Below are 26,347 nucleotides of genomic sequence, written 5' to 3' on the forward strand. Positions count from 1 at the left end.
CCGGCAGGTTACGCAGTGACACACCCTTAAGTTTTGAGACCAGGTCCAAGTGGAGCGGGGCTCGGGTCGTGTGCGGTGACGGTCGCGGACCGTAAAGCCCTTCCGGCACCCCGAAGCTGTCATTGTGACTACGGCCGGCAACACCGCGTCAAGGCGGGAAAGATGCCTTGACCCGGCGCTGCCGGCCGTGTTCTGGCTTCGGATCGGGGTGCGGGGGAGTCTGGGTTCTCGTTCGTGCCAGTTCTCTCGTTCCCCTTGCGTCTGCCGCTGGCGTGGGCGGCGCGGGCGCGGCGTAAGGTGCGGCGGCCGGGCCCGGATCCCTCGGGCCCGGCCGCACCCCTCGGCGGGCGGTGGCGGCCGGCCGCGCCGGTGGCCGCCACCGCGGTGCGGGTCAGCCGAGGCCGTTCAGGCCGATCACCCGGGAGTACCAGTGCGCGCTCTGCTTCGGCGTCCGGCGCTGCGTCTTGTAGTCCACGTGGACCAGGCCGAACCTCTTCGCGTACCCCTCGGCCCACTCGAAGTTGTCCAGCAGCGACCAGTAGAAGTACCCGCGCAGATCCACCCCCGCCGCCAGTGCCTCGTGCGCTGCCCGCAGGTGGGAGTCGAGGAACGCCACGCGGTCGGTGTCCACGATCTCGCCGCCGTCGGCCAGCACGTCCGGGTACGCCGCGCCGTTCTCCGTGATGTACAGCGGCACGCTCCGGTAGCCGCGGTGGACCTGCAGCAACGACTCCGTCAGGCCGGCCGGCTGGACCTCCCAGCCCGAGTCCGTGCGTGGGGCCGCCGGGTCGGGGACGAAGTGGACGTCACCCGCGCCGACCCACTCGGGGCCCGCCGGCTCGCTGCCCGGCACCGGGCGGCCCGCCACGCGGTAGTCGCGGTAGTAGTTCACGCCCAGCCAGTCGATGTGCGCGGCGATGACCGCGGCGTCCTCGTCCCGGACCACGTCGCCGAGCCCGAACGGGGCCAGGTCGGCGACCAGGTCGTCCGGGTAGCCGCCGCGCAGGACCGGGTCGAGGAACAGCCGGTTCTGCAGGCCGTCGATGCGCCGGGCGGCGGCGACGTCGCTGACGTTCGCCGGGTCGTGCGGGGCGACCGGGTACAGGTTGAGCGTGATCCCCGCCGGCGTGCCCGGCGCGTGCCGCCGGATGATGTCCATCGCCAGCCCGTGGCCCAGCAGCAGGTGGTGCGTGGCGGCGACGGCGGCCGGGTGGTCGGTGCGGCCGGGCGCGTGGATGCCGCCCGCGTAGCCGAGCATCGCCGCGCACCACGGCTCGTTCAGCGTCGACCAGCTGGCGACGCGGTCGCCGAGCCGGGCCAGCACGGTCTCGGTGTACTCGGCGAACCGGTACGCCGTGTCACGCGAAGTCCAGCCGCCCTTCTCCTCGAGCGTCTGGGGGAGGTCCCAGTGGTAGAGCGTCGCCCACGGCTGGATCCCGGCCTCCAGGAGGCAGTCGACCAGCCGGTCGTAGAACGCGAGCCCGGCGGCGTTCGGCGCGCCGCCGTCCGGGCGGACGCGGGGCCAGGCCAGCGAGAAGCGGTACGCGCCGAGCCCGAGCTGGCGCATCAGGCCGACGTCTTCGCCGTACCGGCGGTAGTGGTCGGCCGCCGGGTCGCCGGTGTCGCCGCCCACGACCGCACCCGGACGGCGCGCGAAGACGTCCCAGACCGAGTCGGTGCGACCGTCGGCCGTGGTGGCCCCTTCCACCTGGAACGCCGCGGTGGCGGCGCCCCAGACGAAGCCGGGCGGGAACATCAGCGCTGTCTCCGCCCGAACGCTGTCGGGATGTACGGACATGTTCACCCTTTCACGGCACCTTGCATGATCCCGGCCACGATCTGGCGGCCGAGGAGGACGAAGACGATGAGGATCGGGATGGTGGCCAGGGTCGTACCGGCCAGCACCAGCGAATAGTCGACGTAGTAGCCGCTCTGCAGCTTCTCCAGCGCGACCTGGACGGTCGGGTTGCCCGCGTCCAGGACCACCAGCGGCCACAGGAAGTCGTTCCACGACATCATGAACGTGAACATCGCCAGGATCGCCGCGGCCGGCCGGACCGCGGGCAGGCAGACGTTCCAGAAGATCCGGATCATGCTGCAGCCGTCGACGCGCGCGGCCTCGATCAGCTCGTACGGCAGCGCGTCCACTGTGTACTGCCGCATCCAGAACACGCCGAACGCGGTGACCAGGTTGGGCACGATCACCGCCTGGAGGTGACCGGCCCAGCCCAGCTCCGACATCGCGATGAACAGCGGGATGATGCCCAGCTGCGTGGGCACCGCGAGCGTCACGACGATGAACACGAACAGCCCGTTGCGGCCCTTGAACCGCAGTTTCGCGAAGGCGAACCCGGCCAGGGACGAGAACAGCACCGTCGTCAGCGTGACCGTGCCGGACACGATGACGCTGTTGGCCAGCGCCTTCCAGAACGGCACGGAGTCGAACACCCGGGCGGCGTTGGCGAAGAAGTTGCCGCCGGGCAGGAACGGCGGGATGCGCTCGGTGAGCATCCCGTTGTCGCGGCTGGCCACCAGGAACGACCAGTAGAACGGGAACAGCGAACCGACGACGAAGATCGCCAGCACGACGTACGTCGCCTTGCGCGGCTTGCCGAGCGTGGCGACGGACCTGCGGAGTCCACTCTGGACAGTTGTCATTTCTTCTTCACCGCCGGGGTGCGCGCCAGCCGGCTGGTGAGGAAGAAGTTCACCAGCGCGATGAGCACGATGATCACGAACAGGACCCAGGCGATCGCCGAGGCGTAGCCGAGGTTGTAGTTCTCGAACGCCGACTGGTACAGGTACAGCGTCACGGTCTGGAACTGGTTGGTGGAACCGCCGTTGTTCGACCCGGGCAGGGCGTCGAACAGCTTCGGCTCGGTGAAGATCTGCAGGCCGCCGATCGTCGAGGTGATGATGACGAAGATCAGGGTCGGCTTCAGCAGCGGCAGGGTGACGTTCCAGAAGCGGCGCCACATGCCCGCGCCGTCGATCAGCGCCGCCTCGTGCAGCTCCTTCGGGATGGCCTGCATGGCCGCCAGCACGATCAGGGCGTTGTAGCCCGTCCAGCGCCAGTTCACCATGATCGCGATGGCGACGTGGCTGCCGAAGCGACTGGCCTGCCAGTCGACCGGGTCCAGCCCGATCGTCTGCAGCACCCCGTTGATCAACCCGTACTTGGGGCCGAACAGGTTGGCGAAGATGATGCCGATCGCCACGAGGCTGGCCGCGTAGGGCAGCAGGATGCCGACGCGCCAGCCCGTCGCGCCGCGCAGGCGGGCACCGAGCAGCGCCGCCAGCATGACCGCCATGATGATCTGCGGGACGCTGGAGAGCAGGAAGATGCTGACCGTGTTGGTCAGCGCGTTCCAGAACTGGGTGTCCGCGAAGAGGTCCTTGTAGTTGTCGAGGCCGATGAAGTCGGGGTCGTCGGACCCGGCCTTCCACTTGAACAGCGAGACGTACGCGGTGTACAGCAGCGGGAAGAGCCCGACGATGCCGAACACGATGAAGAACGGCGCGACGTAGAGGTACGGCGATACCTTGACGTCCCACCGGCTCAGCTTGTGCCGGAAGGTGGGCCGGGGAGACGTTCGCTCCCCGGCCTTGCTCCCTTCCGGCGCGACTTTGTCGAGGACGGTCATGAGGTCAGCGGGTGATCTTCTTCGCCGAGTCGACCAGTTGCTGCCAGCCGTCCGCCGCCGACTTGCCCTGTTCGACCGCCTGCAGTGCCGGGCTGGCGGCGTTCTCCTGGATCTGGCCGTCACCGGGGCCCTTGTACTGCGGCTTCTGGACCTTCTTGGCCTGCTCGGCGAACAGCTCGCCGACCTTCGCGCCGCCGAAGTAGGCGTCGGTCTGGCTCAGCAGGGCGGGGTCGGTCAGCGCCTTGACCTGGCTCGGGAACGTGCCCTTGGCCTGGAACGCCTTGATCTGCTGCTCCGGCGCGGTCAGCCAGGCCGCGAGCTCGGCGGCCTCCTTCGGGTGCTTCGACTGCGTCGGCACGGTCAGGTACGAGCCGCCCCAGTTGCCGCCGCCGCCGGGGAAGGCCGCGGTGACCGCCCACTTGTTCGCGTTCTCCGGGCCGGCCTGCTCCTTGATCACGCCGAGCATCCAGGCCGGGCACACCTTCGTGGCGAACGCGCCCTGCTTGAAGCCGGTGTTCCACTCGTTGCTGAACGCGGTGAGCTTGGCCGACTCGCCCTTGGCGACGGCGTCGGTGACCTTGGTCCAGGCGTCCTTGATGCCCTGGTTGTTTTCGACGGCGAGCTTGTCGTCGCTGCCGATGTAGCCCTGGGGGAGCTGGTTGACCATGGCGTTGAAGTTCTGCGAGGCCGAGTCGAACCAGGCCTTCTTGGTCTTGGCGGCGTAGTCGGCGCCGGCCTGGAAGTAGCTGTCCCAGGTGGCGAACAGCGGCTTGACGGCCTCGGGGTCGGTCGGCAGCCCGGCCGCGGCGAACATGTCCTTGCGGTAGCACATCGCCAGCGGGCCGATGTCGGTCCCGTAGCCGATGACCTTGCCGTCCTTGGTCTTCGCGGCGTCGTACTTCCAGCTCAGCCAGCGGTCGGGGGAGGCGTCGGCGGGGCCGATCTTGCTCAGGTCGTTGAACTTCGAGCCCTTGTCGAGGACGTCGGACAGGTGGCCCTCTTCTACCGCGGTGACGTCGGCGAGGCCGGAGCCCGCGGCCAGCTTGGTGATGAGGTCCTGGTGGTAGGGCCCGCCCTGGCCGGTCTTGCGGTGGGTGATCTTGATGTTCGGGTGCAGCCGCTCGTACTCCGGGATGAGTGCCTCGTAGCCGAACTCGGTGAACGTCGCCAGCGTCAGGTCCACGTGCTCGTTGGGGGCGGCCGCCGGCGGGGTTTGGTCACCGCCGCTGCCGCAGGCCGTGGCGCCGAGCGCCGTCATCGTGATGCCCAGTGCGAGGACCAGGCCGTTCCGGATCGTTCTCACGTGTTCAACCACCTTGTTGACGGGAATGAGCGCTCTCACTGCTGGGAGCCCGACTGGGAGCGCTCCCAGGTGTCGCAGAGTCTGCTGGGGGCCTTCACCGGTGTCAAGGGGTCGTAACCGGAGTGTTTCCTGCGAGGAGCGCTCCCGGACGTGCGAGGGCGTGAACGTTAAGCTGAGGCGGTCAGGGTGGTAGCGGGTGATTGAGGGCGGTGCCGTGGGGCCTCGAGCAGGGGATGAAGAACGGCCGACGCTGGAGGACGTCGCGGCGTTCGCCGGCGTGTCGCGGTCGACGGCGTCGCGGGCGTTGAACGACGACGCGTACGTCAGCGCGGCGGCGCGCGAGAAGGTCCTCGCCGCGGCCCGCGACCTGGGCTACTCCCCGAACCAGGCGGCTCGGTCGCTGGTCACGCGCCGCACCGGGGCCGTTGCGGTGGTGCTGTCGGAGCCGGAGTCGCGGCTGCTCGACGACCCGTACCGCGCCGCCGTCATGCGGGCCGGCTACCGGGAGCTCGCCGACGTCGGCCGCCAGATGGTGCTCATCTTCAGCGACATCCGCGAGGACCTGAGCCGGACGGTCCGCTTCCTCGAAGGCGGCCACGTCGACGGCGCGCTCGTGTTCGCGCCGCACCGCGCCGACCCGCTGCCCAAGGCGCTGCGGCTGCTGCGCATCCCGGTGGTGTTCGGCGGCCAGGCGGCCGGCATCCGGCGCGGGGTGCACGTCGTCGACTTCGACAACGAGGGCGGCGCCCGGCTGGCGGTCGAGCACCTGGTCGCGGCCGGGCGGCGGCGGATCGCCACGATCTCCGGCCCGCAGGACCAGAGCGCCCCGATCGACCGGCTCGCCGGCTGGCGCAAGACCCTGCTCGACGCCGGGCTCGACCCCGCCGACCTGGCCGAAGAAGCCGACTTCACGCTGTCGGGTGGCGCGAACGCGATGTCGGCGCTGCTGAACCGGCACCCCGACCTCGACGCGGTGTTCGTCGCCAGCGACATGATGGCGGTGGGCGCCTTGCGGACGCTGGACTCGGCGGGCCGCCGCATCCCCGAGGACGTCGCGGTGGTCAGCTTCGACGACAACGCCACCCTGGCCCCGGCGATGGACCCGCCGCTGACGTCGGTCCACCAGGACCCGCGCGAGCAGGTCCACGCGATGGTCGAGACGCTGATGCAGCTGCTCGACGACCAGAGCCTGAAGCCGCGGCAGCACATCCTGCCGGTCTCGCTGGCGGTCCGCGCCTCGAGCTGATCTCCGTCCCGCCGGCCCTCCGAGCACGCGTGCTCGGAGGGCCGGTGTGTTCCCGGGTGCCGATGGCCGGGAGCGCTCCCCGTTCAGATCTACGCGTTCGGCGCTAAACGGTGTTTCCCCGGCACTGCGCGTGACCATTTCGCTGGGCCGTTCGAGTGAATGGCCGACGATCGGCGGCGGCTGTTCAGGAGCGTTCAGCGAGCGCTCGTGCGCCGGGTGCGCCGATGTGACGTTCGCGGCCGCGGTGTCCTTCTGACTCGATTCTTTACATCCAGGTTTCCGGCTGGCTACCGTCTGCGCCTGGAAGCGCTCCCAGATCGCTGGCTCCCTACGGACAAAGGAGTTCCGCAGCCATGCGTTCCTCTCCCCGAATGCGCCGGTTGCGCGGCCGCACCCTGGCCCTGGCCTCGGCCACGGTCGCGGTCGCCGCCGCGCTGGTCGCCCCACCGCCCGCGCTCGGCGCGGACATCGCCTGCTCCGTCACCTACACCACCAACGACTGGGACACCGGGTTCACCGCCAACGTCTCGCTGCGCAACGACGGCGCGCCGCTCGACAGCTGGAAGGTCGGCTGGACCTTCCTCGACGGCCAGAAGGTCCAGCAGGGCTGGAGCGCCACCTTCGCCCAGTCCGGCGCCGCGGTCACCGCCACGAACCTCTCCTACAACGGCCACCTCGACACCGGCGCGAGCACGTCGTTCGGCTTCAACGGCTCCAAGGGCTCCGCCAATCGCCCACCGACCGACTTCTCCGTCAACGGCAGCGCCTGCACCGGCGCCAACAAGGCCCCGACGGTCACCCTGACCTCGCCCACGTCCAGCGGGACGTACTACGCCCCGGCGACGATCCCGCTCGCCGCGACGGCGGCCGACAGCGACGGCACGATCAGCAAGGTCGAGTTCTACGCCGGCGACACGCTGCTGGCCACCGACACGGCCGCGCCGTTCGAGGGCAACTGGGGCAACGTCCCGGCCGGGACGTACTCGATCACGGCCAAGGCCTACGACAACAAGAACGCCTCGACGACGTCGGCCCCGGTCAGCGTCAAGGTGCTGGCCGGCCCGACGATCGTCGCCTCGCCGGCGACGGCGCAGGTCAAGCAGGGCGGTACGACGACGTTCGCCGTCAGCCTCGCCGGGGCGCCGACCGCCCCGGTGACCGTCGACGTGGCGAGGACCGCGGGGAGCACCGACCTCACCGCCAGTCCCACGAGCCTCACCTTCTCGACGACGAACTGGAACACCCCGCAGAACATCACGGTGAAGAGCGCCGACAACGGGGGAGACCTGGGCAGCGCGACCTTCACCGCGAGCAGCGGCGGCTACACCGCCGCGACCGTGACGGTCAACGAGATCTCGTCGTCCACATCGGACTACCAGCTCGCGTTCCTGACGCAGTACAACAAGATCAAGGACCCGAACAACGGCTACTTCCGCAAGTTCGGGAACATCCTGGTGCCCTACCACTCGATCGAGACGCTGATCGTCGAGGCCCCGGACCACGGCCACGAGACGACGTCGGAGGCGTTCAGCTACTACCTGTGGCTGGAAGCGTCCTACGGGCGGATCACCGGTGACTGGGCCCCGTTCAACCAGGCCTGGACGTCGATCGAGACGTACGCGATCCCGTCGGCGGCCGACCAGCCCGGAAACTCCGGCTACAACGCGAGCAAGCCGGCGACCTACGCGGCCGAGTACCCGAGTCCGAAGCAGTACCCGTCGCAGCTGCAGTCCGGCGTTCCGGTCGGGGCCGACCCGATCGCGGCGGAGCTGAAGGCGGCTTACGGCTCGGCGGACGTCTACGGCATGCACTGGCTACTCGACGTGGACAACATCTACAAGTTCGGCCACTGCGAGGACGGCACGAACACCGCGCCGGCGTTCATCAACACCTTCCAGCGCGGCTCGCAGGAGTCGGTCTGGGAGACGGTCACCCAGCCCAGTTGCGACCTCCTGAAGTTCGGCGGCAAGAACGGCTACCTCGACCTGTTCACCGGCGACTCGTCGTACGCGAAGCAGTGGAAGTACACCGACGCGCCCGACGCGGACGCCCGCGCCGTGCAGGTGGCCTTCCAGGCCGAGAAGTGGGCCGGCGCGCAGGGCAAGAGCGCCGACGTCGCGGCCGTCGTCAAGAAGGCGTCGAAGATGGGCGACTACCTGCGGTACTCCCTGTTCGACAAGTACTTCAAGAAGATCGGCAACTGCGTCGGCGCGTCGAGCTGCGCCGCGGGCACCGGCAAGGACAGCGAGCACTACCTCATCTCGTGGTACTACGCGTGGGGCGGCTCGATGGACTCGTCCAGCGCCTGGGCGTGGCGGATCGGGGACGGCGCGGCCCACCAGGGCTACCAGAACCCCCTCGCGGCGTACGCGCTGTCGACCGACCCGGGCCTGAAGGTCACCTCGGCCACCGGCGCGACCGACTGGGCGAACAGCCTCAGCCGGCAGATGGAGTTCCTGCAGTGGCTCCAGTCGTCCGAAGGCGGCCTCGCCGGCGGCGCGACCAACAGCTGGGACGGCCAGTACGGCACCCCGCCGTCCGGGACACCGACGTTCTACGGGATGTTCTACGACCAGCAGCCGGTCTGGCACGACCCGCCGAGCAACCAGTGGTTCGGCTTCCAGACCTGGGGCATGGAACGGATCGCCGAGTACTACCAGGCGACCGGCGACGCCCGCGCCAAGAAGATCCTCGACAAGTGGGTGCCCTGGGCGATCGCGAACACCACGGTCGGGGCCGGCGGGAGCTTCCAGATCCCGTCCGACCTGACCTGGAGCGGCGCGCCGGACACCTGGAACGCCACCAGCCCGGGCTCGAACACCGGCCTGCACGTCGCGGTGAAGAACTACAGCCAGGACGTCGGGGTCGCGGCCTCGCTGGCCAAGACGCTGCTGTACTACGCGTCCGGGTCGAGCAACGCCCAGGCCAAGACGGTCGGCGAGCAGCTCTTGACGGCGCTGTCGGCGAACGCGGACAGCAAGGGCATCGCGGTGCCGGAGACGCGGTCGGACTACAACCGCTTCGACGACACCTACAACGCCACCACCGACCAGGGGCTGTACGTGCCCAACGGCTGGAGCGGCACCATGCCGAACGGCGACGCGATCAACTCGAGCTCGACGTTCCTGTCCATCCGGTCGTTCTACAAGAGCGACCCGCAGTGGCCGAAGGTCCAGTCCTACCTGGACGGTGGCGCCGCGCCGACGTTCACCTACCACCGGTTCTGGGCGCAGTCGGAGATCGCCACGGCGTTCGCCGCGCACGTCGCCCTGTTCGGCTGAAAGGCACTCGATGAAGCGACTGCTCGCACTGGCGGTCGCCGCACTGGTCGGGGGCGCCGTTCTCACGGCGTCCCCGGCCACCGCGGCCCCCGCTGCTTCGGGAACCGGCACCGGGTACTGGCACGCGTCCGGTTCCCAGCTCGTCGACGCCACCGGCGCGCCGGTCCGGATGACCGGCGTGAACTGGTTCGGCGCCGAGACCGGCAACTACTCGCCGCACGGCCTGTGGAGCCGCAACTACAAGGACATGCTCGACCAGATGGCGGGCCTCGGCTACAACACGCTGCGGCTGCCGTACTCCAACCAGCTCTTCGACCCCGGCGTCAAGCCGAACAGCATCGACGCCGTCCAGAACCCGGACCTGCAGGGGCTTTCCGGCCTGCAGGTGCTCGACAAGATCATCGCCTACGCCGGGACCAAGGGCATGCGCGTGATCCTCGACCAGCACCGGCCGGACTCCGGTGCGCAGTCCCCGCTCTGGTACACCAGCGCCTACCCCGAGAGCCGGTGGCTGTCGGACTGGACGATGCTCGCCCAGCACTACAAGGGCAACCCGACGGTGATCGGTGCCGACCTGCACAACGAGCCCCACTCGATCCAGGGTGGCGGCGGCGCGTGCTGGGGCTGCGGCGACACCGCGACCGACTGGCGGCTGGCCGCCGAACGCGGCGGCAACGCCGTCCTCGCGGCCAACCCCGACTGGCTGGTCATCGTCGAGGGCGTCGACTGCGTCAGCGGCACCGGCGACCCGCAGTGCGGCTGGTGGGGCGGCAACCTCTCCGGCGCGCGGCAGTTCCCGGTGCGACTGTCCAAACCGGACAAGCTGGTGTACTCGGCGCACGAGTACGCGACGTCGGTGTTCGCCCAGCCGTGGTTCTCCGACCCGTCGTTCCCGGCGAACCTGCCCGCGCTGTGGGACCACTTCTTCGGCTACCTGCAGAAGCAGAACATCGCGCCGGTGCTGCTCGGGGAGTTCGGCACCACCCTCGCCGACCCGCGCGACAAGACCTGGCTGCAGGAGCTGATGAAGTACGCCGGCACCGGCGCGACCGGGATGAGCTTCACGTACTGGTCGTGGAACCCCAACTCCGGCGACACCGGCGGCATCCTCAACGACGACTGGACGACGGTCAACCAGGCCAAGCAGTCGATCCTGCAGCCCTACCTGATCCCGCCGGTGGGCTCCGGTGGCGGGACGACCGACCCGCCGCCCGCGGTGAGCTGCGCGGTCACCTACCACGTCGACAACACGTGGCAGGGCGGGTTCGTCGCCTCGGTGACGCTCAAGAACACCGGCACCTCGCCGCTGAAGACCTGGGCGCTCGGCTGGACCGTGCCGTCCGGGGTGCAGATCACCGGCGGCTGGGGCGCGACCGTCACCCAGACCGGGCAGCAGGCGAGCGCCAAGGCGCCGTCGTGGGCGCCCGACCTCGCCGGCGGCGCCTCGACGTCGATCGGCTTCCAGGCGACCGGCGCCTCGACCGGCACTCCCGGCGGCTTCGCCGTCGGCGCGACCGCCTGCACCACCTGACCCACCCACCGAACACGAAGGAGCACACTCGATGAAGAGTGAATTCTGGTCCCCGAGGAGGAAGTCACGGCTCGCCGTGGCGTCCTCGCTGACGGCCGCGGCCGTCGTCTCGGGGCTCCTGGTGGCCGGCGGCAGCCCGGCGACCGCCGCCACGGGCTGCAAGGTCACCTACACCGTCAACCAGTGGGACACCGGGTTCACCGCGAACATCGCGGTGACCAACCTCGGCGACGCCGTCTCGAGCTGGGACGTCCAGTGGGACTTCGCCGGCAACCAGCAGGTGAAGCAGGGCTGGAGCGCCACGTTCAGCCAGTCCGGCAAGCACGTGAGCGCGAAGAACCCGTCGTGGGGCGGCGCGCTCGGGTCGAACGCGACGGCCAGCTTCGGCTTCAACGGCTCGTACTCCGGGACGAACGCCGTCCCCGCGTCGTTCACGCTGAACGGCGTCGTCTGCGACGGAAGCACGGGCGGCCCGTCCACCACGCCGACGACCCCGACCACGCCGACCACGCCGACCACGCCCACGACCCCGACGGGCCCGACCACGACGCCCCCGCCGGGGACGCACGTGGACAACCCGTACGCCGGCGCGAAGGGGTACGTGAACCCGGACTGGTCGTCGGAGGTGTCCACCGCGGCCGCGGCCAAGGGCGGCACGCTCGGCGCCCAGATGGCCAAGGTGGCGAACACGTCCACGGCCGTCTGGCTCGACCGGATCGCCGCGATCGACGGCACGTCGAGCGCCCGCGGCCTGCGCGGTCACCTCGACGCGGCGCTGGCCCAGGTGAGCGGCGGGACGCCGGTGACGATCCAGATCGTCGTCTACGACCTGCCCAACCGCGACTGCGCGGCGCTGGCGTCCAACGGCGAGCTGCAGGCCGGCTCGAACGGCCTGGCCCGCTACAAGAGCGAGTACATCGACCCGATCGCCTCGATCCTGTCCGACGCGAAGTACGCGCCGCTGCGGGTCGTGGCGGTCGTCGAACCCGACTCGCTGCCCAACCTGATCACCAACACCGCGACGGCCAAGTGCGCCGAAGCGCAGTCCACCGGGGCCTACACCCAGGGCATCCAGTACGCGCTGAACAAGCTGCACGCGATCTCCAACGTCTACAACTACCTGGACATCGCGCACTCGGCGTGGCTGGGCTGGGACAGCAACTTCGGCCCGTTCGTCAACCTGGTCAAGCAGGTGCTGCAGGGCACGACGGCGGGGGTGAACAGCATCGACGGCTTCATCAGCGACACGGCGAACTACACCCCGCTGACCGAGCCGAACCTGCCGGACCCGAACCTGACCGTCGGCGGGCAGCAGCTCAAGTCGGCGACGTTCTACCAGTGGAACCCGTACTTCGCGGAGGTTCCGTTCGCGACGGCGATGTACAACGCGTTCGTCGCCGCGGGCCTGCCGAGCGGGATCGGCATGCTGGTCGACACCTCGCGCAACGGCTGGGGCGGCGCGGCCCGGCCGACCGGCGCGTCAGGGTCCACTGTGGACAGCTACGTCAACTCCGGCCGCATCGACCGGCGGCTGCACCGCGGCAACTGGTGCAACCAGAGCGGAGCCGGGCTGGGCGTGCGGCCGACGGTGTCGCCGGCGGCGCACTTCGACGCCTACGTCTGGATCAAGCCGCCGGGTGAGTCCGACGGCGCGAGCTCGCAGATCCCGAACGACGAAGGCAAGGGTTTCGACCAGATGTGCGACCCGACCTTCCACGGCAGCTCGCAGGCCAACGGCGGCAACCTGACCGGCGCCCTGCCGAACTCGCCGCTGTCCGGCAAGTGGTTCGAGGCCCAGTTCGAAGAGCTGGTCCAAAACGCGTACCCGCCGGTGTCCTAGCAAGACTCTCGGGCCGGGCGGTGCCGCGCAGCCGCCGTCCGGCCCGGGTCTCCATCAGAGGTCTTTGCGGAAGGACAGCCGGTCCAGCCCGGGCCCGTCGTAGTCGGGCTGGACCGGAAGTCCGTCGACCTCCTTCGGACCGGGCTCGGTGACGAACCCCATCCGGGTGTGGAAGGCGTGCGACGCCTTGTTCACCGGCGAGGTGATGGCGCGGACGACCTCCCGGCCGTTCGCGCGGCTGTAGGCGAAGAAGCGTTCGTACAGCGCGGCGCCGAGGCCCTTGCCGCGCTCGGCGGGGTCGACGCCGACGAAGTGGATGTAGCTCTCGGCCGGCCGGGACGGCGAGAGGAACCCGATCAGGAACGCGGCGATCCCGCGGTCCGCGGTCACCAGGAAGCTGCTGCCGGTGAAGTGCTGGAACATCAGCTTCGGCAGCAGCAGCGCCCGCTGGCGGGAGCCCTCGTCGCCACCGAGCCCACTCCACCAGCGGTCGAGCACGGCGAGGACGGGCAGGTGGTCGTCCGGGCCGGGGTGGCGGACGGGGTGGCCGAGGAGCGGGGAGAGGTCCGGAGTCGTCACCCGGCCAGGGTGCCGGAGCGGAGTGGGTCGCGCGACCGGGTTTCGGGTGGGCTGCAGCGCCGACCGGCTCGTGCGCTACCGGTCGGCTCGCGCACCGCGGCCGGGCGTTTGCGCACTACCGACCGGAGCTTGCCGACAGCCACCCCCGCGCCGGGACCGTCCACTCCAGAGCGACCCCCCGGCGGCGGCTACACCATCGACAGGAGTTCGCCGGGTGTCCCTCCGCACAGGCAATCCGCTCCGCCCGGCCGTCCACTCCGGACCGGCCCGGCCGTCACGGCACCACGCGGTGCACCCCGATCAGCACCTGCTGCCAGACCGCGGCCGGGTCGGCGCCGTGCTCGACCGACTTGAGCGCCGGCGCGACCACCGTCTCCTGGATCTTGCCGTCACCCGGGCCCTTGTACTGCGGCTTCCCGACCTTCTGCGCCTGGGCGACGAAGACCTGCCCGCTCAGCGCGCCGCCGAAGTAGCCGTTCATCTCGCTGAGCAGGTCGGGCGAGGTGAAGGCGTCCACCTGGCTGGGGAAGGTCCCGCTCACCCGGAACGCGTGCAGCTGCTGCTCGGGCGCGGTCAGCCAGGCGGCCAGCGCCGCGGCCTCCCGCTGGTGCGGGCTCGCGGCCGGGACCGTCAGGTAGGAGCCGCCCCAGTTGCCGCCGCCGTCCGGGAACGCGTCGGTGATCGCCCACTTGCCCGCGTTGCCGAGCCCCGCCTGCTGCTCGATGACGCCCAGCATCCACGCGGGACAGACCTTCGTCGCGAAGGCGCCCAGGCGCAGGCCGTTGTTGCCGTCGTCGGCGAAGGCGGTGAGCCCGGCCGACTGCCCCTGCTTGACCGCGGTCGTGACCTGGTCCCACGCGGCGCGCAGCGCGGTGTTCGTCCCGAGCGTCGGGTGGTCGTCGCGGTCGAGGTAGCCGACCGGCAGCTGGTTGACCATCGCGTTGAAGTTCTGCGCCGCGGAGTCGAACCAGGCCTTGCCCTTCGAGCGCTTGACGTACCGTTCGCCGGCCGCGAAGTAGCTGTCCCAGGTCGCGAACATCGTCTTCACCGAGCCGGGGTCGGTCGGCAGCCCGGCGGCCTCGAGGAGGTCCTTGCGGTAGCACATGGCCAGCGGGCCGATGTCCGTGCCGTAGCCGACGAGCTTGCCGTCCTTGCTGCGCCCGGCTTCGTACTTCCACTCCAGCCAGCGGCCGGGCTTCACGTCGGGCGGCCCGATCTCGGCGAGGTCGGCGAACTTCCCGGACTGCGCGAGGACGTCGGCGAGGTGGCCCTCCTCGACGGCCTGGACGTCGGCGAGCCCCTGTCCGCTTTGGAGCTTGTCCAGCAGGTCCTGGTGGTACGGTCCGCCCTGCTCGGTCCGGACCTGGGTGACGGTGATCCCGGGGTGGGTGAACTCGTAGCCGGGGATCAGGTCGTCGTAGCCGAACTCGCCGAACGTCGCGAGCGTCAGCGTGATGCGCTCGGGCGTACCGGGGCCGCAGCCGCCGGCCAAGACGAGCAGGACGACGGCGACGGCGACGGCGAGCCGTCTTCGGATGGATCTCATGCGCACTCCTCACCCCTTCGTGATTGGGAGCGCTCCCGGACGGAGTCTCGGTTCCGGGTGCGGCGGGTGTCAAGGTGCGCGACGGCGGGTGTCCGCGCGGACACGGAAGGGGTGCGATGAAGCGTCCGACGATCACCGACATCGCGCGGGAGGCCGGCGTCTCCAAGGGCGCGGTGTCCTACGCGCTCAACGGCCGGCCGGGAGTGTCCGAGGAGACCCGCCACCGGATCACGCGCATCGCCCGCGAGCTGGGCTGGTCGCCGAGCAGCGCGGCGCGCGCTTTGTCCGGCGGACGTTCCGGGACGATCGGCCTGGTGCTCGACGGGCCGTCGGAGGTGTTCTTCCCGGCGTTGCTCGACGGGTTTTCCCAGGAGCTGCTGCTGAGGGTCGCGGCCGGCCCCGACGCGGCGCTGGCGGTCTACCGCCGCTGGCGGGCAGAGCGCAAGGTGGACGGCGTCCTGCTGACCGGCCCGGACTGCGCACCGGAGCTGGCACGGATCGGCCTGCCGGCGGTGGTACTCGGCGGCCCGGGAGGCCTGCCGGAGGCCCCCTCGGTCCGGGTGGACGACCGGGCGGGAGCGGCGGAGGCGTTGGAGTACTTGGCGGCGCTGGGTCACCGGCACGTGGTCCGGATCCCGGGAGCGGCGGCGTTCGCGGACCCGGGGGAGAGGGAGGAAGCGTTCACGACGGTTGCGCGCCGGCTGGGGTTGGCTGAGGCGCGGCCTGCGGGGCCAGGGGACGTGGGGGCGGCACGGTGCGGTGGTGGTCGGGGCGGGGAAGGTCCGGCGCATCGCGGTGGAGCCGGATGGGCTGGAGTTTCGGCCGGCGGGGTGCAAGGCACCGGTTCCGCGGGCCACGGTAGCGGCGGGTCGCAGGACTCCGGTTCCTCGTACCGCGGTAGTGCTGGGCCGGCCGCCGGCGTAGAGGGCCGGGGTTCGGCGCATCACGGCGCCGGGTGGCCTGGAGCTTCGGGCGCCGGAGTCCAAGGCGCCGGTTCCGCGGGCCACGGTAGCGGTGGGGCGCAGGACTCCGGTTCCGCGTACCGCGGTAGTGCTGGGACGGCTGCCGGCGTGGAGGGCCTGGGTGCGGCGCATCGTGGGGGCGCCGAGTGGGGCGGATCTCCGGGCGGCGGGGTGCAAGGCGCCGGTTCCGCGCGCGGCGGTGGTGCTGGGACGGCTGCCGGGCCGCAGGACTCCGGTTCCGCGTACCGCGGGAGCGCTGGGCCGGCTGGCGGGGTGCCGGGCGTGGGTCCGGCGCACCGCGGCGCCGGGCGGGCCGGATCTCCGGGCGGCGGCATGCAAAACCCCGGTTCCGTGCGCCGAGGCACTGCGGCTCCGCTCGGCGACTGGGCCGACGATCCCTGGCGCCCCGGCGTCTGGCCCGGCCGGATCCACAGCTCGGACCCGGCCGAGCGCGGCCGGCCCGGCATGTGGTCAGTCAATCCCGAGCCCCGAAACCGTCCCCTCACCCTCCCCACCGAACCCTCGGCCGAGGCCGTCCGCCGGGTCCTCCTCTCCGATCCCCGGCCCACCGCCCTCCTCTGCGACACCGACTCCCTCGCCGTCGCCGCGCTCGTCGCCGCGCGGGAGCTCGGCCTCTCCGTTCCCGGGGACCTCTCCGTCGTCTCCTGAAACGACTCCGACCTCTGCCGGCTCGTGCGGCCCACCCTCTCCGCCGTCCGGCGCCCGCTCGCCGAGCTCGGGGCGCTCGCCGCGTCGATGTTGCGGGACCTCGTCGGCGGGGAGGACGTCGGGGACGTCTGCGCCTCGCGGCCGCGGCTGGTCACGCGCGGCAGCACCGGTCCCGTCCGCTGACGGGGCCGGTGCCGCGCTACGCCTCAGCTGCCCTGGCAGGTCACCGACGGCTGGGCCGGGTTCGTCCCCGGCGCGTTCACCACCAACCCGAACGTGGTGGACCCGTCCGGGGCGACGCGGCCGTTCCAGTCGGCGTTGCGGACCGTCACCACCGAACCCGACTGGCTCAGCGTCCCGTTCCAGACGCTGCCGATCGTCTGGCCCGACGGCAGCGTCCAGCCCGCCTGCCAGCCGTTGTAGGCCGCGGTGCCGTGGTTCATCACCGTCACCGTCGCCTGGTAGCCGCCGCTCCAGGCGTTCGTCACCTCGTACATCGCCATGCACGAGCCGGCCGGCGGGGGCGGGCTCGTGGGGGCCGTCGGCGTGGTCGTCGGGGTGCCCGGCTGGTGCACCCCGGTGACCTCGCCGTGCCCGCCGTCGAACGTCACGTCCGAGCAGCCGTAGAACGTCTCGGCGCTGTCGGAGCGCTTCCACACCGAATAGATGATGTGCCGCCCGGACTTGTTCGCCGGCAGCGCGCCGGTCCACTTGTACTGCCCGTCGACCGTGCCGACCTGGCCGGTCACCGCCGGGTGGTCCACCGTCAGGAACGGCTGGTCCTCCAGGGAGTCCCAGGTGAGCGGCTTCGACGGGTCCCAGCCGTCCTTCGTCACGTACGTGTAGAACCAGCCCGGGTGCGCGGCCCACGCGTTGTACGAGAAGTCGAACGACGCCCCGGCCGTCAGGTGCGTCAGCGGCCAGTCGCCGACCTGGTCGAAGCCGGCGTAGTTCGGGTTGCCGCCCGAACACAGCTTGCCGTCGTCGATGAACCCGCGCGTGCGGCCGGCGCCGTCGGAGCGCAGCACAGCGAACCAGTTGTACAGCGAGTTGGCGCCGCTGGTGGCCACCGCGGCCGCGCAGGCCGGGTTCTGCGGGACGATCTGGCCGGTCGAGCTGAGGCCGTCCTGCCAGCACAGGAACGTCCGGCTGCCCGGTTTCATCATGGCGCCGTGCGCTTCGGCGGTGCCCGTGTTCAGCAGGACGGCGGTCAAGCTCGCCAGCAGCACGGTCACGGCGGCGAGGATCGTACTTCGTCTCCTGGTCACGTCAGTCCCTTCGTCGGGTAGCGTGCGTCGAAGACTGGGAGCGCTCTCACGATCAGGATACGCGGCGGTGGTCACTTCCGGAACATCCCGCGGTGACCGGGGCCGGTGCCTTGGCCTACCTTGACGCAAGGCCGTCGATCACCGAGAAAGGCAGAGAGTGGACATTCCCTCATCGGTTCCCGCGTGGGTGCGCGCCGAGCCCGCTCGTCTGCTCGGTTTCGCCACCCGCGCGGCCCATCCCGGCGGCGGCTTCGCCTGGCTCGACGACGGCGGCCACCCGGTGCTCGACCGGCCCGTCGAAACGTGGATCACCTGCCGGATGACGCACGTCTTCGCGCTGGCGCGGCTCCAGGGCGCCGACACCGGAGAACAGGTCGCCCACGGCGTCGACGCGCTGACCGGCCTCCTGCACGATCCGGACCACGGCGGCTGGTACGCGACGACAACGTTGTCAGAGAAGCGCGCGTATGAGCACGCCTTCGTCGTCCTCGCCGCCTCGAGCGCGGTGGCCGCCGGCGCCGAGGGCGCGCGTCCGCTGCTGGCCGACGCCCTCGACGTCGTCGAACGCCGGTTCTGGGAGCCGGGCCCCGGCCGGGTCGCCGACGTCTGGGACCGCGGCTGGACGCACCTGGAGGACTACCGCGGGGCCAACGCCAACATGCACACCGTCGAGGCGTTCCTGGCCGCGGCCGACGTCACCGGCGACCGGGTCTGGGCCGATCGCGCACTGTCCATTGTGGAGCACCTGGTGCACGGCGAGGCCCGCGCGCACGGCTGGCTGCTCCCGGAGCACTACGACGCCGGCTGGCACGTCCGCCTGGACCACAACCGCGACGAACCCGCCCACCCGTTCCGGCCCTTCGGCGCCACGATCGGTCACCTCTTCGAGTGGGCGCGGCTGGCCGTCCACCTCAAGCGCGCGCTCGGGACCGGCGCGCCGGAGTGGCTGCTGCCGGACGCGGAAGCCCTGTTCGCGACCGCGGTCCGCCACGGCTGGGCCGTCGACGGGCGGCCGGGATTCGTCTACACCACCGACTTCGCCGGGACGCCGGTCGTGCGCACCCGCCTGCACTGGGTCGTGGCGGAGGCGATCGCCGCCGCGTGGACGCTGCACCAGGAGACCGGCGAGGCGGCCTACCTCGACCGCTTCCGCGAGTGGTGCGACCACGCCGAAGCGTGCTTCGCCGACCGTGAGCGCGGTTCGTGGCACCACGAGCTGGACGCGGAGAACCGCCCCGCGGCGGCGGTCTGGGCCGGCAAGCCGGACATCTACCACGCCTACCAGGCGACGCTCCTGCCCGCGTTGCCGCCCGCCGCGTCGTTCGCCGGCGCGCTGATCACCCGCCGCTAGACTGCGCGGACCCCAGCCGACGAGGAGAACCATGTCGCCTTACGCCGCCGCCGAAGAACGGTACGCGGACATGCCCTACCGGCGCGCCGGGCGCAGCGGGCTGAAGCTGCCCGCCGTGTCGCTCGGGCTGTGGCACAACTTCGGGGACGACAAGCCCCTCGACGTCCAGCGCGCGGTGCTGCGCCGGGCGTTCGACCTCGGGGTGACGCACTTCGACCTCGCCAACAACTACGGCCCGCCGCCGGGCGCGGCCGAGGCGAACTTCGGCAAGCACTACGCCGCCGACTTCCGCCCGTACCGCGACGAGATCCTCGTGTCGTCGAAGGCCGGCTACCTGATGTGGGACGGCCCGTACGGTGAGTGGGGCTCGCGCAAGAACCTCCTGGCCAGCCTGGACCAGAGCCTCGCGCGCACGGGCCTGGACCACTTCGACGTCTTCTACTCCCACCGCCCCGACCCCGAGACGCCGATCGAGGAGACGATGGGCGCGCTCGACACCGCGGTCCGCTCCGGCAAGGCGCTCTACGCGGGCATCTCGAACTACTCACCCGAGCAGACGACGGCCGCACTGGCCGCGCTGAAGGAGCTCGGCACGCCGCTGCTGATCCACCAGCCGTCGTACTCGATCCTGAACCGCTGGGTCGAGGACGGCCTGCTGGACACCCTGGACGAGCACGGCGTCGGCTCGATCGCGTACTCACCGCTGAGCCAGGGTCTGCTGACCGACCGCTACCTCGACGGCGTCCCCGCCGACTCGCGGGCCGCCGGCGCCAGCCCGTTCCTCACGACGGACCGCCTCACCGAGGAGACCCTCTCCACGATCCGGGCGCTGAACGAACTCGCGAAGCGGCGCGGCCAGACCCTGGCCCAGCTGGCCATCGCCTGGGTGCTGCGCCGCGGCCGCGTCACCTCCGCGCTGATCGGCGCCAGTAGCGTGGCGCAGCTGGAGAACACCGTCGCGGCGACGAAGAACCTCGAGTTCACCGACGACGAGCTGGCCGAGATCGACCGGATCGTCGCGGGCTAGCAGCCGATCCTCGCGGAGCCCAGGGCGACGTCGTCGAACCACAGCGTGTCGGCGTCCCCGCCGTAGCTTTCCCAGCCCAGCCGGAAGTCGGTGACGGCCGGGTGCCACGCCCGCGCGAGCCACTGCTGGTCGACGTCGGGCGTGGGGACGCCGTCGACGACGAGCCCGGGCACCGCGGCGGAGCCTAGCCACGTCCGCAGCTGCCCGGCGGCGCCGTCGATCGCGAACTCGAAGCAGGACCAGGTGCCGGTCGGCAGCGGGACGCTCTGGGCGACGCCGGCCGGGCTCTGCGCGGGCAGCGTCGCGTCGTCGGACTCGCGGTTCCACTGCAGGGCCTGGTTCTGCCCGCCGGCCCGCAGGTCGCGGCCGCCGTCCGCGGCGTCGCGCAGGGCCAGGAACGTGACGTGCCCGGTGGGCAGCGCGGTGGTGTGCCGGACCCAGAACCGGCCGTACAGCACGCCGGAGCCGGGCACGCTCGTCCCGAAGAAGGCGTGGTTGCAGTAGCCGCCCCCGCCGGCGACCTTCACCGAGCGAGTGCCGGAGTGCGCGACCGCCGTGTCGACGGTGACCGTGCCGGTGCCCTGGCAGTTCGCCGCGCCGACGGTCCAGCGGCCGGCCGGCGCGGCGCCGGTCTGCTGCTCGAAGTCGTCGCAGACCGCCGCGTTCGCGCACCCGGCGGGTGGCGGCATGGACGTCGTGGTGGTGGGCGTCACCGGGGTCGTGGTCGCCGGGGGAGTGGTGGTGTCCCCGCACGCGACGCCGTTGAGGGCGAAGTCCGTGGGGTCGGGGCCGGTCGAGGTGCCTTGGAGGCCGAAGGAGACGGTGCCGCCCGCGGGCAGCGAAGCGTTGTAGGGCAGGCTTTCCGCGGTCACGGCGGTGCCGGACTGCCGCACGGTGGCGTTCCAGGCGGAGGTGACGGACTGGCTGCCGGCGTAGTGCCAGGTGAGCGTCCAGGACGAGAGCGCGGTGGCGCCGTTGGTCACGGTGATCTCGGCGGTGAAACCGGTCTGCCACTGATTGACGCGGTAGCCGACCGAACAGGCCGGGGCCGCGGTGGCCGGGCCGGCGGCGACGACCGCCGTGGTGCCCGCGGCGGCGAGGCAGACTCCGGCGAGGGCGGCGGCGAACCTGTGCATCGGGGCCTCCCGGGACGCGGACAGGGGCGCCGTGGCTCGCACCACAGCGCCCCTGGGTGGTGGCCGCGTTCGGTTGAGGCGACCTGGCATGGGAGCGCTTCCAGCCGCCGGAAAGGTAACCCCGGTGTGTCGTCGTTGTAAAGCGCGACCCGGACGCGAGCCGATCCGGTGGTCGGTTTTCCGCGATCTGCCCGGCGGCCGCCGCGAACTGAACGCTCCTGAACGGCCGAAGCCCTTGGGTGGCAACGACTCCCCATAGTCGCGCTGCGCCATCGGCGGGCGTCCTCTCATGCCGCCGTTCGAGTGGAATCCGGGAATCCACGCCGAAGATCGCCGCGGGGTTTACAGCGCCGCGAAGAGCCGGGTACTGTCCACCGCTGCTGGGAGCGCTCTCATGGATTGTCCTGTACCGAGGGAGTGATCGATGCGTTCCGGACCAGCACTGCTCGGCGCCTTCAGCGCGCTCGCCGTCGTCGGCGCGACGACCGCGTTCACGCTCGGCACGCCTTCGCCCGCCGCGGCGGCGACGGCCTGCGAAGTGGGCTACACGGTGAACGACTGGGGAAGCGGTTTCACCGCGAACCTCACCTTGAAGAACCTCGGGACGGCGCCGCTGTCCGGGTGGCGGATCAGCTACACCTACACCGGGAACCAGCGGCTGCAGCAGGGCTGGAACGCCACCTGGGCGCAGTCCGGGGCGACCGTCACGGTCAGCCCGGCCACCTGGAACGGCACGATCGCCCCGAACGCGTCGATCAGCGCCGGCGCGAACTTCGCCTACAGCGGGGCGAACGCGGCGCCGGCGTCGTTCAGCGTCAACGGCGAACCCTGCGGCGGCATCCAGCCGCCGACGACCACACCCACCACGCCGCCGCCGACGACCACCACCACGCCCACACCGCCGCCCGGCGGTGCGCCGCAACTCCACGTCTCCGGCAACCGGCTGACCGACGCCGCGGGCACCGCCGTGACGCTGCGCGGGGTCAACCGCTCCGGCGGCGAGTTCGCGTGCGTGCAGGGCAACGGCCTCTTCGACGGCCCGATGGACGCGGCGTCGGTCGCTGCCATCAAGAGCTGGCGCGCCAACGTCGTGCGCGTGCCCTTCAACGAGGACTGCTGGCTCGGCTTGTCCGATGTGGACCCGCGGTACGCCGGGGCCACCTACCGCGCGGCCATCAAGTCCTATGTGGACCTGCTGCACCAGAACGGCCTGGTCGCGATCCTCGACCTGCACTGGACCCACGGTGTCTACACCGGAAACTCCTCGGCGTGCAGCGACGTCAACGCCACCTGCCAGAAGCCGATGACCGACAGCGAGCACTCGGTCGACCTGTGGACGTCGGTCGCGAACACGTTCAAGGGCGACAACGCGACGATCCTCGACCTGTTCAACGAGCCCTACCTCGACCGCGCGGTCTCCGGGTCGGCGCAGGCGTGGACGTGCTGGCGTGACGGCGGTTCGGCGTGTTCCGGCATCGGCTACCCGGTGGCCGGGATGCAGGCGCTGGTGAACGCGGTCCGCGCGACCGGCGCCACGAACGTCGTCATGCTCGGCGGCCTCGCCTACTCCAACGACCTGACCGGCTGGCTGCAGTACAAGCCGAGCGACCCGGCGGGCAACCTGGTCGCGTCCTGGCACTCGTACAACTTCAACACGTGCAGCTCGTCGTCGTGCTGGGACAGCCAGCTCGCGCCGGTCGCCGCGGCCGTCCCGCTGGTGGCCGGGGAAATCGGCGAGAACGACTGCGCGAGCGGGTACGTCACCGGCCTGATGGACTGGCTCGACCGGCACCAGGCGTCCTACCTCGGCTGGACCTGGAACACCTGGAACTGCAGCACGGGCCCGGCGCTCATCACCTCCTACGACGGCACCCCGACGGCGTTCGGCGCGGGCATCCGCGCGCACTTCCTCGCCGCCGGCTGACGGGACCGGTGGTGAGGCGGGGCGGCGGATTCCCTCCGCCGCCCCGTTCCCGTCCCGCCGTCAGGACGTGGTGCAGGCGTTGCCGTCGAGGCTGATCGTGGCGGGCTTCCCGTTGGTGGCGCCGGAGGTGCCGGTGAAGCCGAACTCGGAGCTGCCACCCGCCGGGATCGTCTTGTTCCACCCCGCGTCCACCGCCGAGACCGCCGCGCCCGTCTGCGTCACCTGGGCGTTCCAGGCCTGCGTGACGCGCTGGCCGTCGGCGAAGGACCAGGTGACCGTCCAGCCGGTCACCGGCGCGGTCCCGGTGTTGCCCACCTTCACGTCGGCCTGGAAACCGCCCTGCCACTGGTTCGTCACCGTGTAGGCCGCGGTGCACGACGACGACGGCACCGGCGTGGTCGTGGTCGTGGTCGTCGGCGGCGGGGCAGTGGTGGTCGTGGAAGCCGGCGGCGGCTGGTCACCGCCGGACTCGCCCACGATCACGCCTCGCCCGTTCGTGCCCACGTACACCCGGCCGTACACCCGCGGATCGCCGCTCAGCGCCGCCCCGATGTTGCCGTACTGGTGCTGGTCGTCGTTGATCCGCGTCCACGACGCCCCGGAGTCGTCCGACCGGAAGATCCCGCGCACCCCGCCGATCTTCGCGATGGTGTATAACGTCGGATACGTCCGGCCGGAAGCGGCTTTGCCGAACCCGATGTTGTCGGCTTCGGCGACCCCGGTCAGTTTCGTGAAGGACGCTCCGGAGTCGGTGGAGTGCCAGAGCCCGTACGCCGACCCGGATCCGCCGGCCAGCCAGACGTCCCCGGCCGCGCCCGGCAGCGCCTTGAAGTGCACCGATCCGCTCGGCAGCCCGGTGGCCGCGGTGACGGTGAACGTCGCGCCGCCGTCGGTGCTGACGTAGAACTTCCCCGCGGCGAACCCGTAGAACCGCTTCGGGTCCACCCGGTCGGACTCGACGACCGCGCCGGCGGGGATGCCGGCCGACGCCGTCCACGACGAACCGAACCCGACCGAGTAGCTGACGCCCGTGCCGTCCGGGCTCCACACGAACCGGCTGCCGTCGGCGGCCGCGGCCACCGTCCCGCCGCTCGCGCCGCCGCCCGGTTCGGCGCCCTGGAACCAGTTCTTGCCGCCGTCGGTGGAGAAGGCGACGCGGTTGTCGTTCGGCCGGGCACCACGGTCGAGGGTGCCGACGCGCACGATCGTCGCCGGGGTCAGCTCGGCGTAGTCGAGGCTGGTGGTCGTCGTGAACACCGGCGAGGTGAACATCGTCGCCGGGACGGCGTCGAGACTGTCGTGCCGGAACCCGCCGATGTCGCCCAGCCCGGAGAGCAGTGGCGCGCCCGACGGCGGGCTGATCAGGTCCAGCACGGCGGTTTCCTCCAGGCCGCCGACGACCGGCTTGAGCGTGATCTTGCCGCCGCTGTCCCACTTGGTGAGGTCGGACGTGCCGTAGATGGTCGCGCCGGTGCCGTAGAGCAGGTGGTTCGAGTCGAACGGGTCGATCTCGACCGACTCGGTCATCCAGCCGAGCTTCGGCGACGGCACCGGGGGCGCGGGCTGGGTGCCGAAGGTCAGCCACGGCACCGAGGAGATGTCCTGGGTGTACCGCAGCGACCGGTCGGGGTAGCTGGTGAAGTCCCAGATCCGGGTCCAGGTGGCGCCGCCGTCGGTGCTGCGGAAGAAGATGACGTCCGGCCACCACGACACCTGCGTCGCGACCATCAGCGTGTTCGGGTGCTGCCGGTCGATCGTCAGGCCGCTGTAGCCGAAGTAGTCGTCCGTGCTGTCGGACGGGATCGGGCTGATCCGCGTCCACGCGCCGGTCTTCGTGGCGTACTTCCAGACGTCGCCCTTCGCGCCGTCGTAGGGGCCGCCGGTGTCGCTGGTCGCGAGGTAGAGGTAACCACCGACCGGGTCGAGGACGCCCTTGTGCGCGAGGAAACCGGTGGGCTGGCCGGCCAGCCGCGCCCACGTCGCGCCGCCGTCGGTGCTGCGGTAGACGGTGTTCGCCTTGTCCGCGACGCCGACGTAGATGGTCTGCGTGGTGCTGCCGCGGGTGCCGGTCGACGGGTCGAACGTCACCCAGGTGACGCCTTCGTTGTCGCTGGAGTAGCCGGTCGTGTCGCCGGGATCGGGCGCGTAGTTCCCGGGGTTGGGGAACGCGGTCACCTTCGCCCACGTGACGCCGGAGTCCGTGCTGCGCCAGAGCCCGTTGCCGCTGGGCGCGCCGAGGTAGAGGACGCTGTCGCGGTTCGGGTCGATCGCGAGCCGCTCGCCCATGCCGCGGCCGGGCATGTTGCCGCCGAGCTTGAACGGCAGCGCCGAGGCCTGCCACGTCGCGCCGCGGTCGGCCGAACGCAGGATCGCACCGGTGTTCGGGTCCCAGCTGTTGGTGTACATCCCCGTCGCGGCGTAGACGCGGTTCGGGTCGACCGGGTCGGTGGCCAGGCTGACCACGCCGTTGTGGCCCCAGTCGGTCCAGCCGACCGAGTCCAGCAGCGAGACCCAGTGCCCGGTGGCCGGGTTCCAGCGGTACGCGCCGCCGATGTCGGTGCGGGCGTAGGCGAGGCCCGGTTCGGCCTGGTTGAAGACGATGCCGGGGACGAACCCGCCGCCGCCGATCTCCGCGTTGCGCCACGTGTACGGCGCGGGAGCGGCGGGAGACGCGGGCGCGCCGGCGGTGATCGCGACGGCGATCGGTGTCAGCGCGGCCAGCGCGTACGCGAGAAATTGTCTCGGTGATCGGGAACGTGTGCTTCGCACGTTTGCCTCCATGCGTCGGGCGATAGGAGGCTGGGAGCGCTTCCGAAAACCGTAAGCCAGGTCTGCGACCAGGTCAAACCCTTCGACGATTTCGCCCGCGCGATCCGTCCACAGTGGATTTCGTGAACCGGCGGAACCGGCCGGCCGTGTCCATTGTGTACCGGGTTCACGGCCGGAAAGGAGGGTGCGGCGGACGGAGCAACGTTGTGCGCCAACCGGTATCACATATGTGAACGACGATCAGGTTTCTGAATCGTTATCAAGAACTGTC

At 71.1% G+C, this 26,347-nt stretch carries 16 protein-coding genes and 1 pseudogene; 8 read left to right on the plus strand and 9 right to left on the minus strand.

Annotated features, from left to right (window positions below; all coding sequences use genetic code 11):
- Positions 1-391 precede the first annotated feature (391 nt).
- The 4 genes from ACZ7OH_RS05425 to ACZ7OH_RS05440 are packed head-to-tail and all read right to left on the minus strand — an operon-like array spanning position 392 to position 4,947.
- Complete coding sequence (locus ACZ7OH_RS05425) at positions 392-1,804, minus strand: GH1 family beta-glucosidase (RefSeq protein WP_470279731.1); 1,413 nt, start codon at positions 1,802-1,804, stop codon at positions 392-394.
- Positions 1,801-2,658 carry a carbohydrate ABC transporter permease gene (locus ACZ7OH_RS05430; RefSeq protein WP_470279732.1) on the minus strand — a complete coding sequence of 286 codons (858 nt, stop codon included), beginning with the start codon at positions 2,656-2,658 and terminating at the stop codon, positions 1,801-1,803. Before ACZ7OH_RS05430 ends, ACZ7OH_RS05425 begins: the two co-directional genes overlap by 4 nt.
- Positions 2,655-3,644, minus strand: coding sequence for a carbohydrate ABC transporter permease (locus tag ACZ7OH_RS05435; protein WP_470279733.1), 990 nt, complete (start codon positions 3,642-3,644; stop codon positions 2,655-2,657). Before ACZ7OH_RS05435 ends, ACZ7OH_RS05430 begins: the two co-directional genes overlap by 4 nt.
- Before the next feature lie 4 nt (positions 3,645-3,648).
- Positions 3,649-4,947 (minus strand): ABC transporter substrate-binding protein, encoded by a 1,299-nt coding sequence (locus tag ACZ7OH_RS05440; RefSeq protein WP_470279734.1) that lies wholly within the window; start codon positions 4,945-4,947, stop codon positions 3,649-3,651.
- Between the two features lie 250 nt (positions 4,948-5,197).
- On the opposite strand from ACZ7OH_RS05440, the gene ACZ7OH_RS05445 reads away from it, so the two are divergent.
- The 4 genes from ACZ7OH_RS05445 to ACZ7OH_RS05460 all read left to right on the plus strand — a co-directional run bounded on the left by ACZ7OH_RS05445 (position 5,198) and on the right by ACZ7OH_RS05460 (position 12,845).
- Positions 5,198-6,193 carry a LacI family DNA-binding transcriptional regulator gene (locus tag ACZ7OH_RS05445; RefSeq protein ID WP_470280310.1) on the plus strand — a complete coding sequence of 332 codons (996 nt, stop codon included), beginning with the start codon at positions 5,198-5,200 and terminating at the stop codon, positions 6,191-6,193.
- A 353-nt stretch (positions 6,194-6,546) separates the two neighbouring features.
- Positions 6,547-9,474, plus strand: a complete 2,928-nt coding sequence (locus ACZ7OH_RS05450) for a glycoside hydrolase family 48 protein (protein ID WP_470279735.1) — start codon at positions 6,547-6,549, stop codon at positions 9,472-9,474.
- Between the two features lie 10 nt (positions 9,475-9,484).
- Complete coding sequence (locus tag ACZ7OH_RS05455; RefSeq protein WP_470279736.1) at positions 9,485-11,005, plus strand: cellulase family glycosylhydrolase; 1,521 nt, start codon at positions 9,485-9,487, stop codon at positions 11,003-11,005.
- A 31-nt stretch (positions 11,006-11,036) separates the two neighbouring features.
- Positions 11,037-12,845, plus strand: coding sequence for a glycoside hydrolase family 6 protein (locus ACZ7OH_RS05460; RefSeq protein WP_470279737.1), 1,809 nt, complete (start codon positions 11,037-11,039; stop codon positions 12,843-12,845).
- Between the two features lie 54 nt (positions 12,846-12,899).
- Here ACZ7OH_RS05460 and ACZ7OH_RS05465 read toward each other — a convergent pair whose 3' ends face one another.
- Both ACZ7OH_RS05465 and ACZ7OH_RS05470 read right to left on the minus strand, forming a co-directional pair.
- A complete protein-coding gene (locus ACZ7OH_RS05465) occupies positions 12,900-13,424 on the minus strand; it encodes a GNAT family N-acetyltransferase (protein ID WP_470279738.1) in 525 nt (174 codons plus the stop codon).
- A 274-nt stretch (positions 13,425-13,698) separates the two neighbouring features.
- Positions 13,699-14,970, minus strand: a complete 1,272-nt coding sequence (locus ACZ7OH_RS05470; RefSeq protein ID WP_470279739.1) for an ABC transporter substrate-binding protein — start codon at positions 14,968-14,970, stop codon at positions 13,699-13,701.
- 116 nt (positions 14,971-15,086) lie between these two features.
- Between ACZ7OH_RS05470 and ACZ7OH_RS05475 the strand changes: the two are divergent.
- Positions 15,087-16,784 (plus strand): annotated as a pseudogene (locus ACZ7OH_RS05475) (LacI family DNA-binding transcriptional regulator).
- 23 nt (positions 16,785-16,807) lie between these two features.
- Here ACZ7OH_RS05475 and ACZ7OH_RS05480 read toward each other — a convergent pair.
- The gene (locus tag ACZ7OH_RS05480; protein ID WP_470279740.1) at positions 16,808-17,836 is read right to left on the minus strand and encodes a lytic polysaccharide monooxygenase auxiliary activity family 9 protein; all 1,029 of its coding nucleotides are present in this window, start codon (positions 17,834-17,836) and stop codon (positions 16,808-16,810) included.
- A 190-nt stretch (positions 17,837-18,026) separates the two neighbouring features.
- Between ACZ7OH_RS05480 and ACZ7OH_RS05485 the strand changes: the two genes are divergently transcribed.
- Together ACZ7OH_RS05485 and mgrA are read left to right on the plus strand one after the other, a co-directional pair.
- The gene (locus tag ACZ7OH_RS05485) at positions 18,027-19,220 is read left to right on the plus strand and encodes an AGE family epimerase/isomerase (protein WP_470279741.1); all 1,194 of its coding nucleotides are present in this window, start codon (positions 18,027-18,029) and stop codon (positions 19,218-19,220) included.
- 31 nt (positions 19,221-19,251) lie between these two features.
- Positions 19,252-20,247, plus strand: coding sequence for an L-glyceraldehyde 3-phosphate reductase (gene mgrA, locus ACZ7OH_RS05490; protein ID WP_470279742.1), 996 nt, complete (start codon positions 19,252-19,254; stop codon positions 20,245-20,247).
- Here mgrA and ACZ7OH_RS05495 read toward each other — a convergent pair.
- Positions 20,244-21,383 (minus strand): cellulose-binding domain-containing protein, encoded by a 1,140-nt coding sequence (locus ACZ7OH_RS05495; RefSeq protein WP_470279743.1) that lies wholly within the window; start codon positions 21,381-21,383, stop codon positions 20,244-20,246. The genes mgrA and ACZ7OH_RS05495 overlap by 4 nt on opposite strands.
- A 424-nt stretch (positions 21,384-21,807) precedes the next feature.
- On the opposite strand from ACZ7OH_RS05495, the gene ACZ7OH_RS05500 reads away from it, so the two are divergent.
- A complete protein-coding gene (locus ACZ7OH_RS05500) occupies positions 21,808-23,307 on the plus strand; it encodes a cellulase family glycosylhydrolase (protein ID WP_470279744.1) in 1,500 nt (499 codons plus the stop codon).
- Positions 23,308-23,367: 60 nt separating this feature from the next.
- Here the strand turns inward: ACZ7OH_RS05500 and ACZ7OH_RS05505 are convergent, their stop codons facing one another.
- Entirely contained in the window at positions 23,368-26,076 is a 2,709-nt protein-coding gene (locus tag ACZ7OH_RS05505) for a cellulose binding domain-containing protein (RefSeq protein WP_470279745.1), read from the minus strand.
- Between the last annotated feature and the right edge of the window lie 271 nt (positions 26,077-26,347).

It is taken from the genome of Amycolatopsis sp. NPDC114478 (assembly GCF_055633805.1).

Bases quoted from the DNA above. Each gene is read 5' to 3' on its own strand.
- ACZ7OH_RS05430 (WP_470279732.1), bottom strand. From the start codon at position 2,658: ATGACAACTGTCCAGAGTGGACTCCGCAGGTCCGTCGCCACGCTCGGC.
- ACZ7OH_RS05455 (WP_470279736.1), top strand. From the start codon at position 9,485: ATGAAGCGACTGCTCGCACTGGCGGTCGCCGCACTGGTCGGGGGCGCC.
- ACZ7OH_RS05450 (WP_470279735.1), top strand. From the start codon at position 6,547: ATGCGTTCCTCTCCCCGAATGCGCCGGTTGCGCGGCCGCACCCTGGCC.
- ACZ7OH_RS05495 (WP_470279743.1), bottom strand. From the start codon at position 21,383: ATGCACAGGTTCGCCGCCGCCCTCGCCGGAGTCTGCCTCGCCGCCGCG.
- mgrA (WP_470279742.1), top strand. From the start codon at position 19,252: ATGTCGCCTTACGCCGCCGCCGAAGAACGGTACGCGGACATGCCCTAC.
- ACZ7OH_RS05435 (WP_470279733.1), bottom strand. From the start codon at position 3,644: ATGACCGTCCTCGACAAAGTCGCGCCGGAAGGGAGCAAGGCCGGGGAG.
- ACZ7OH_RS05460 (WP_470279737.1), top strand. From the start codon at position 11,037: ATGAAGAGTGAATTCTGGTCCCCGAGGAGGAAGTCACGGCTCGCCGTG.
- ACZ7OH_RS05470 (WP_470279739.1), bottom strand. From the start codon at position 14,970: ATGAGATCCATCCGAAGACGGCTCGCCGTCGCCGTCGCCGTCGTCCTG.
- ACZ7OH_RS05500 (WP_470279744.1), top strand. From the start codon at position 21,808: ATGCGTTCCGGACCAGCACTGCTCGGCGCCTTCAGCGCGCTCGCCGTC.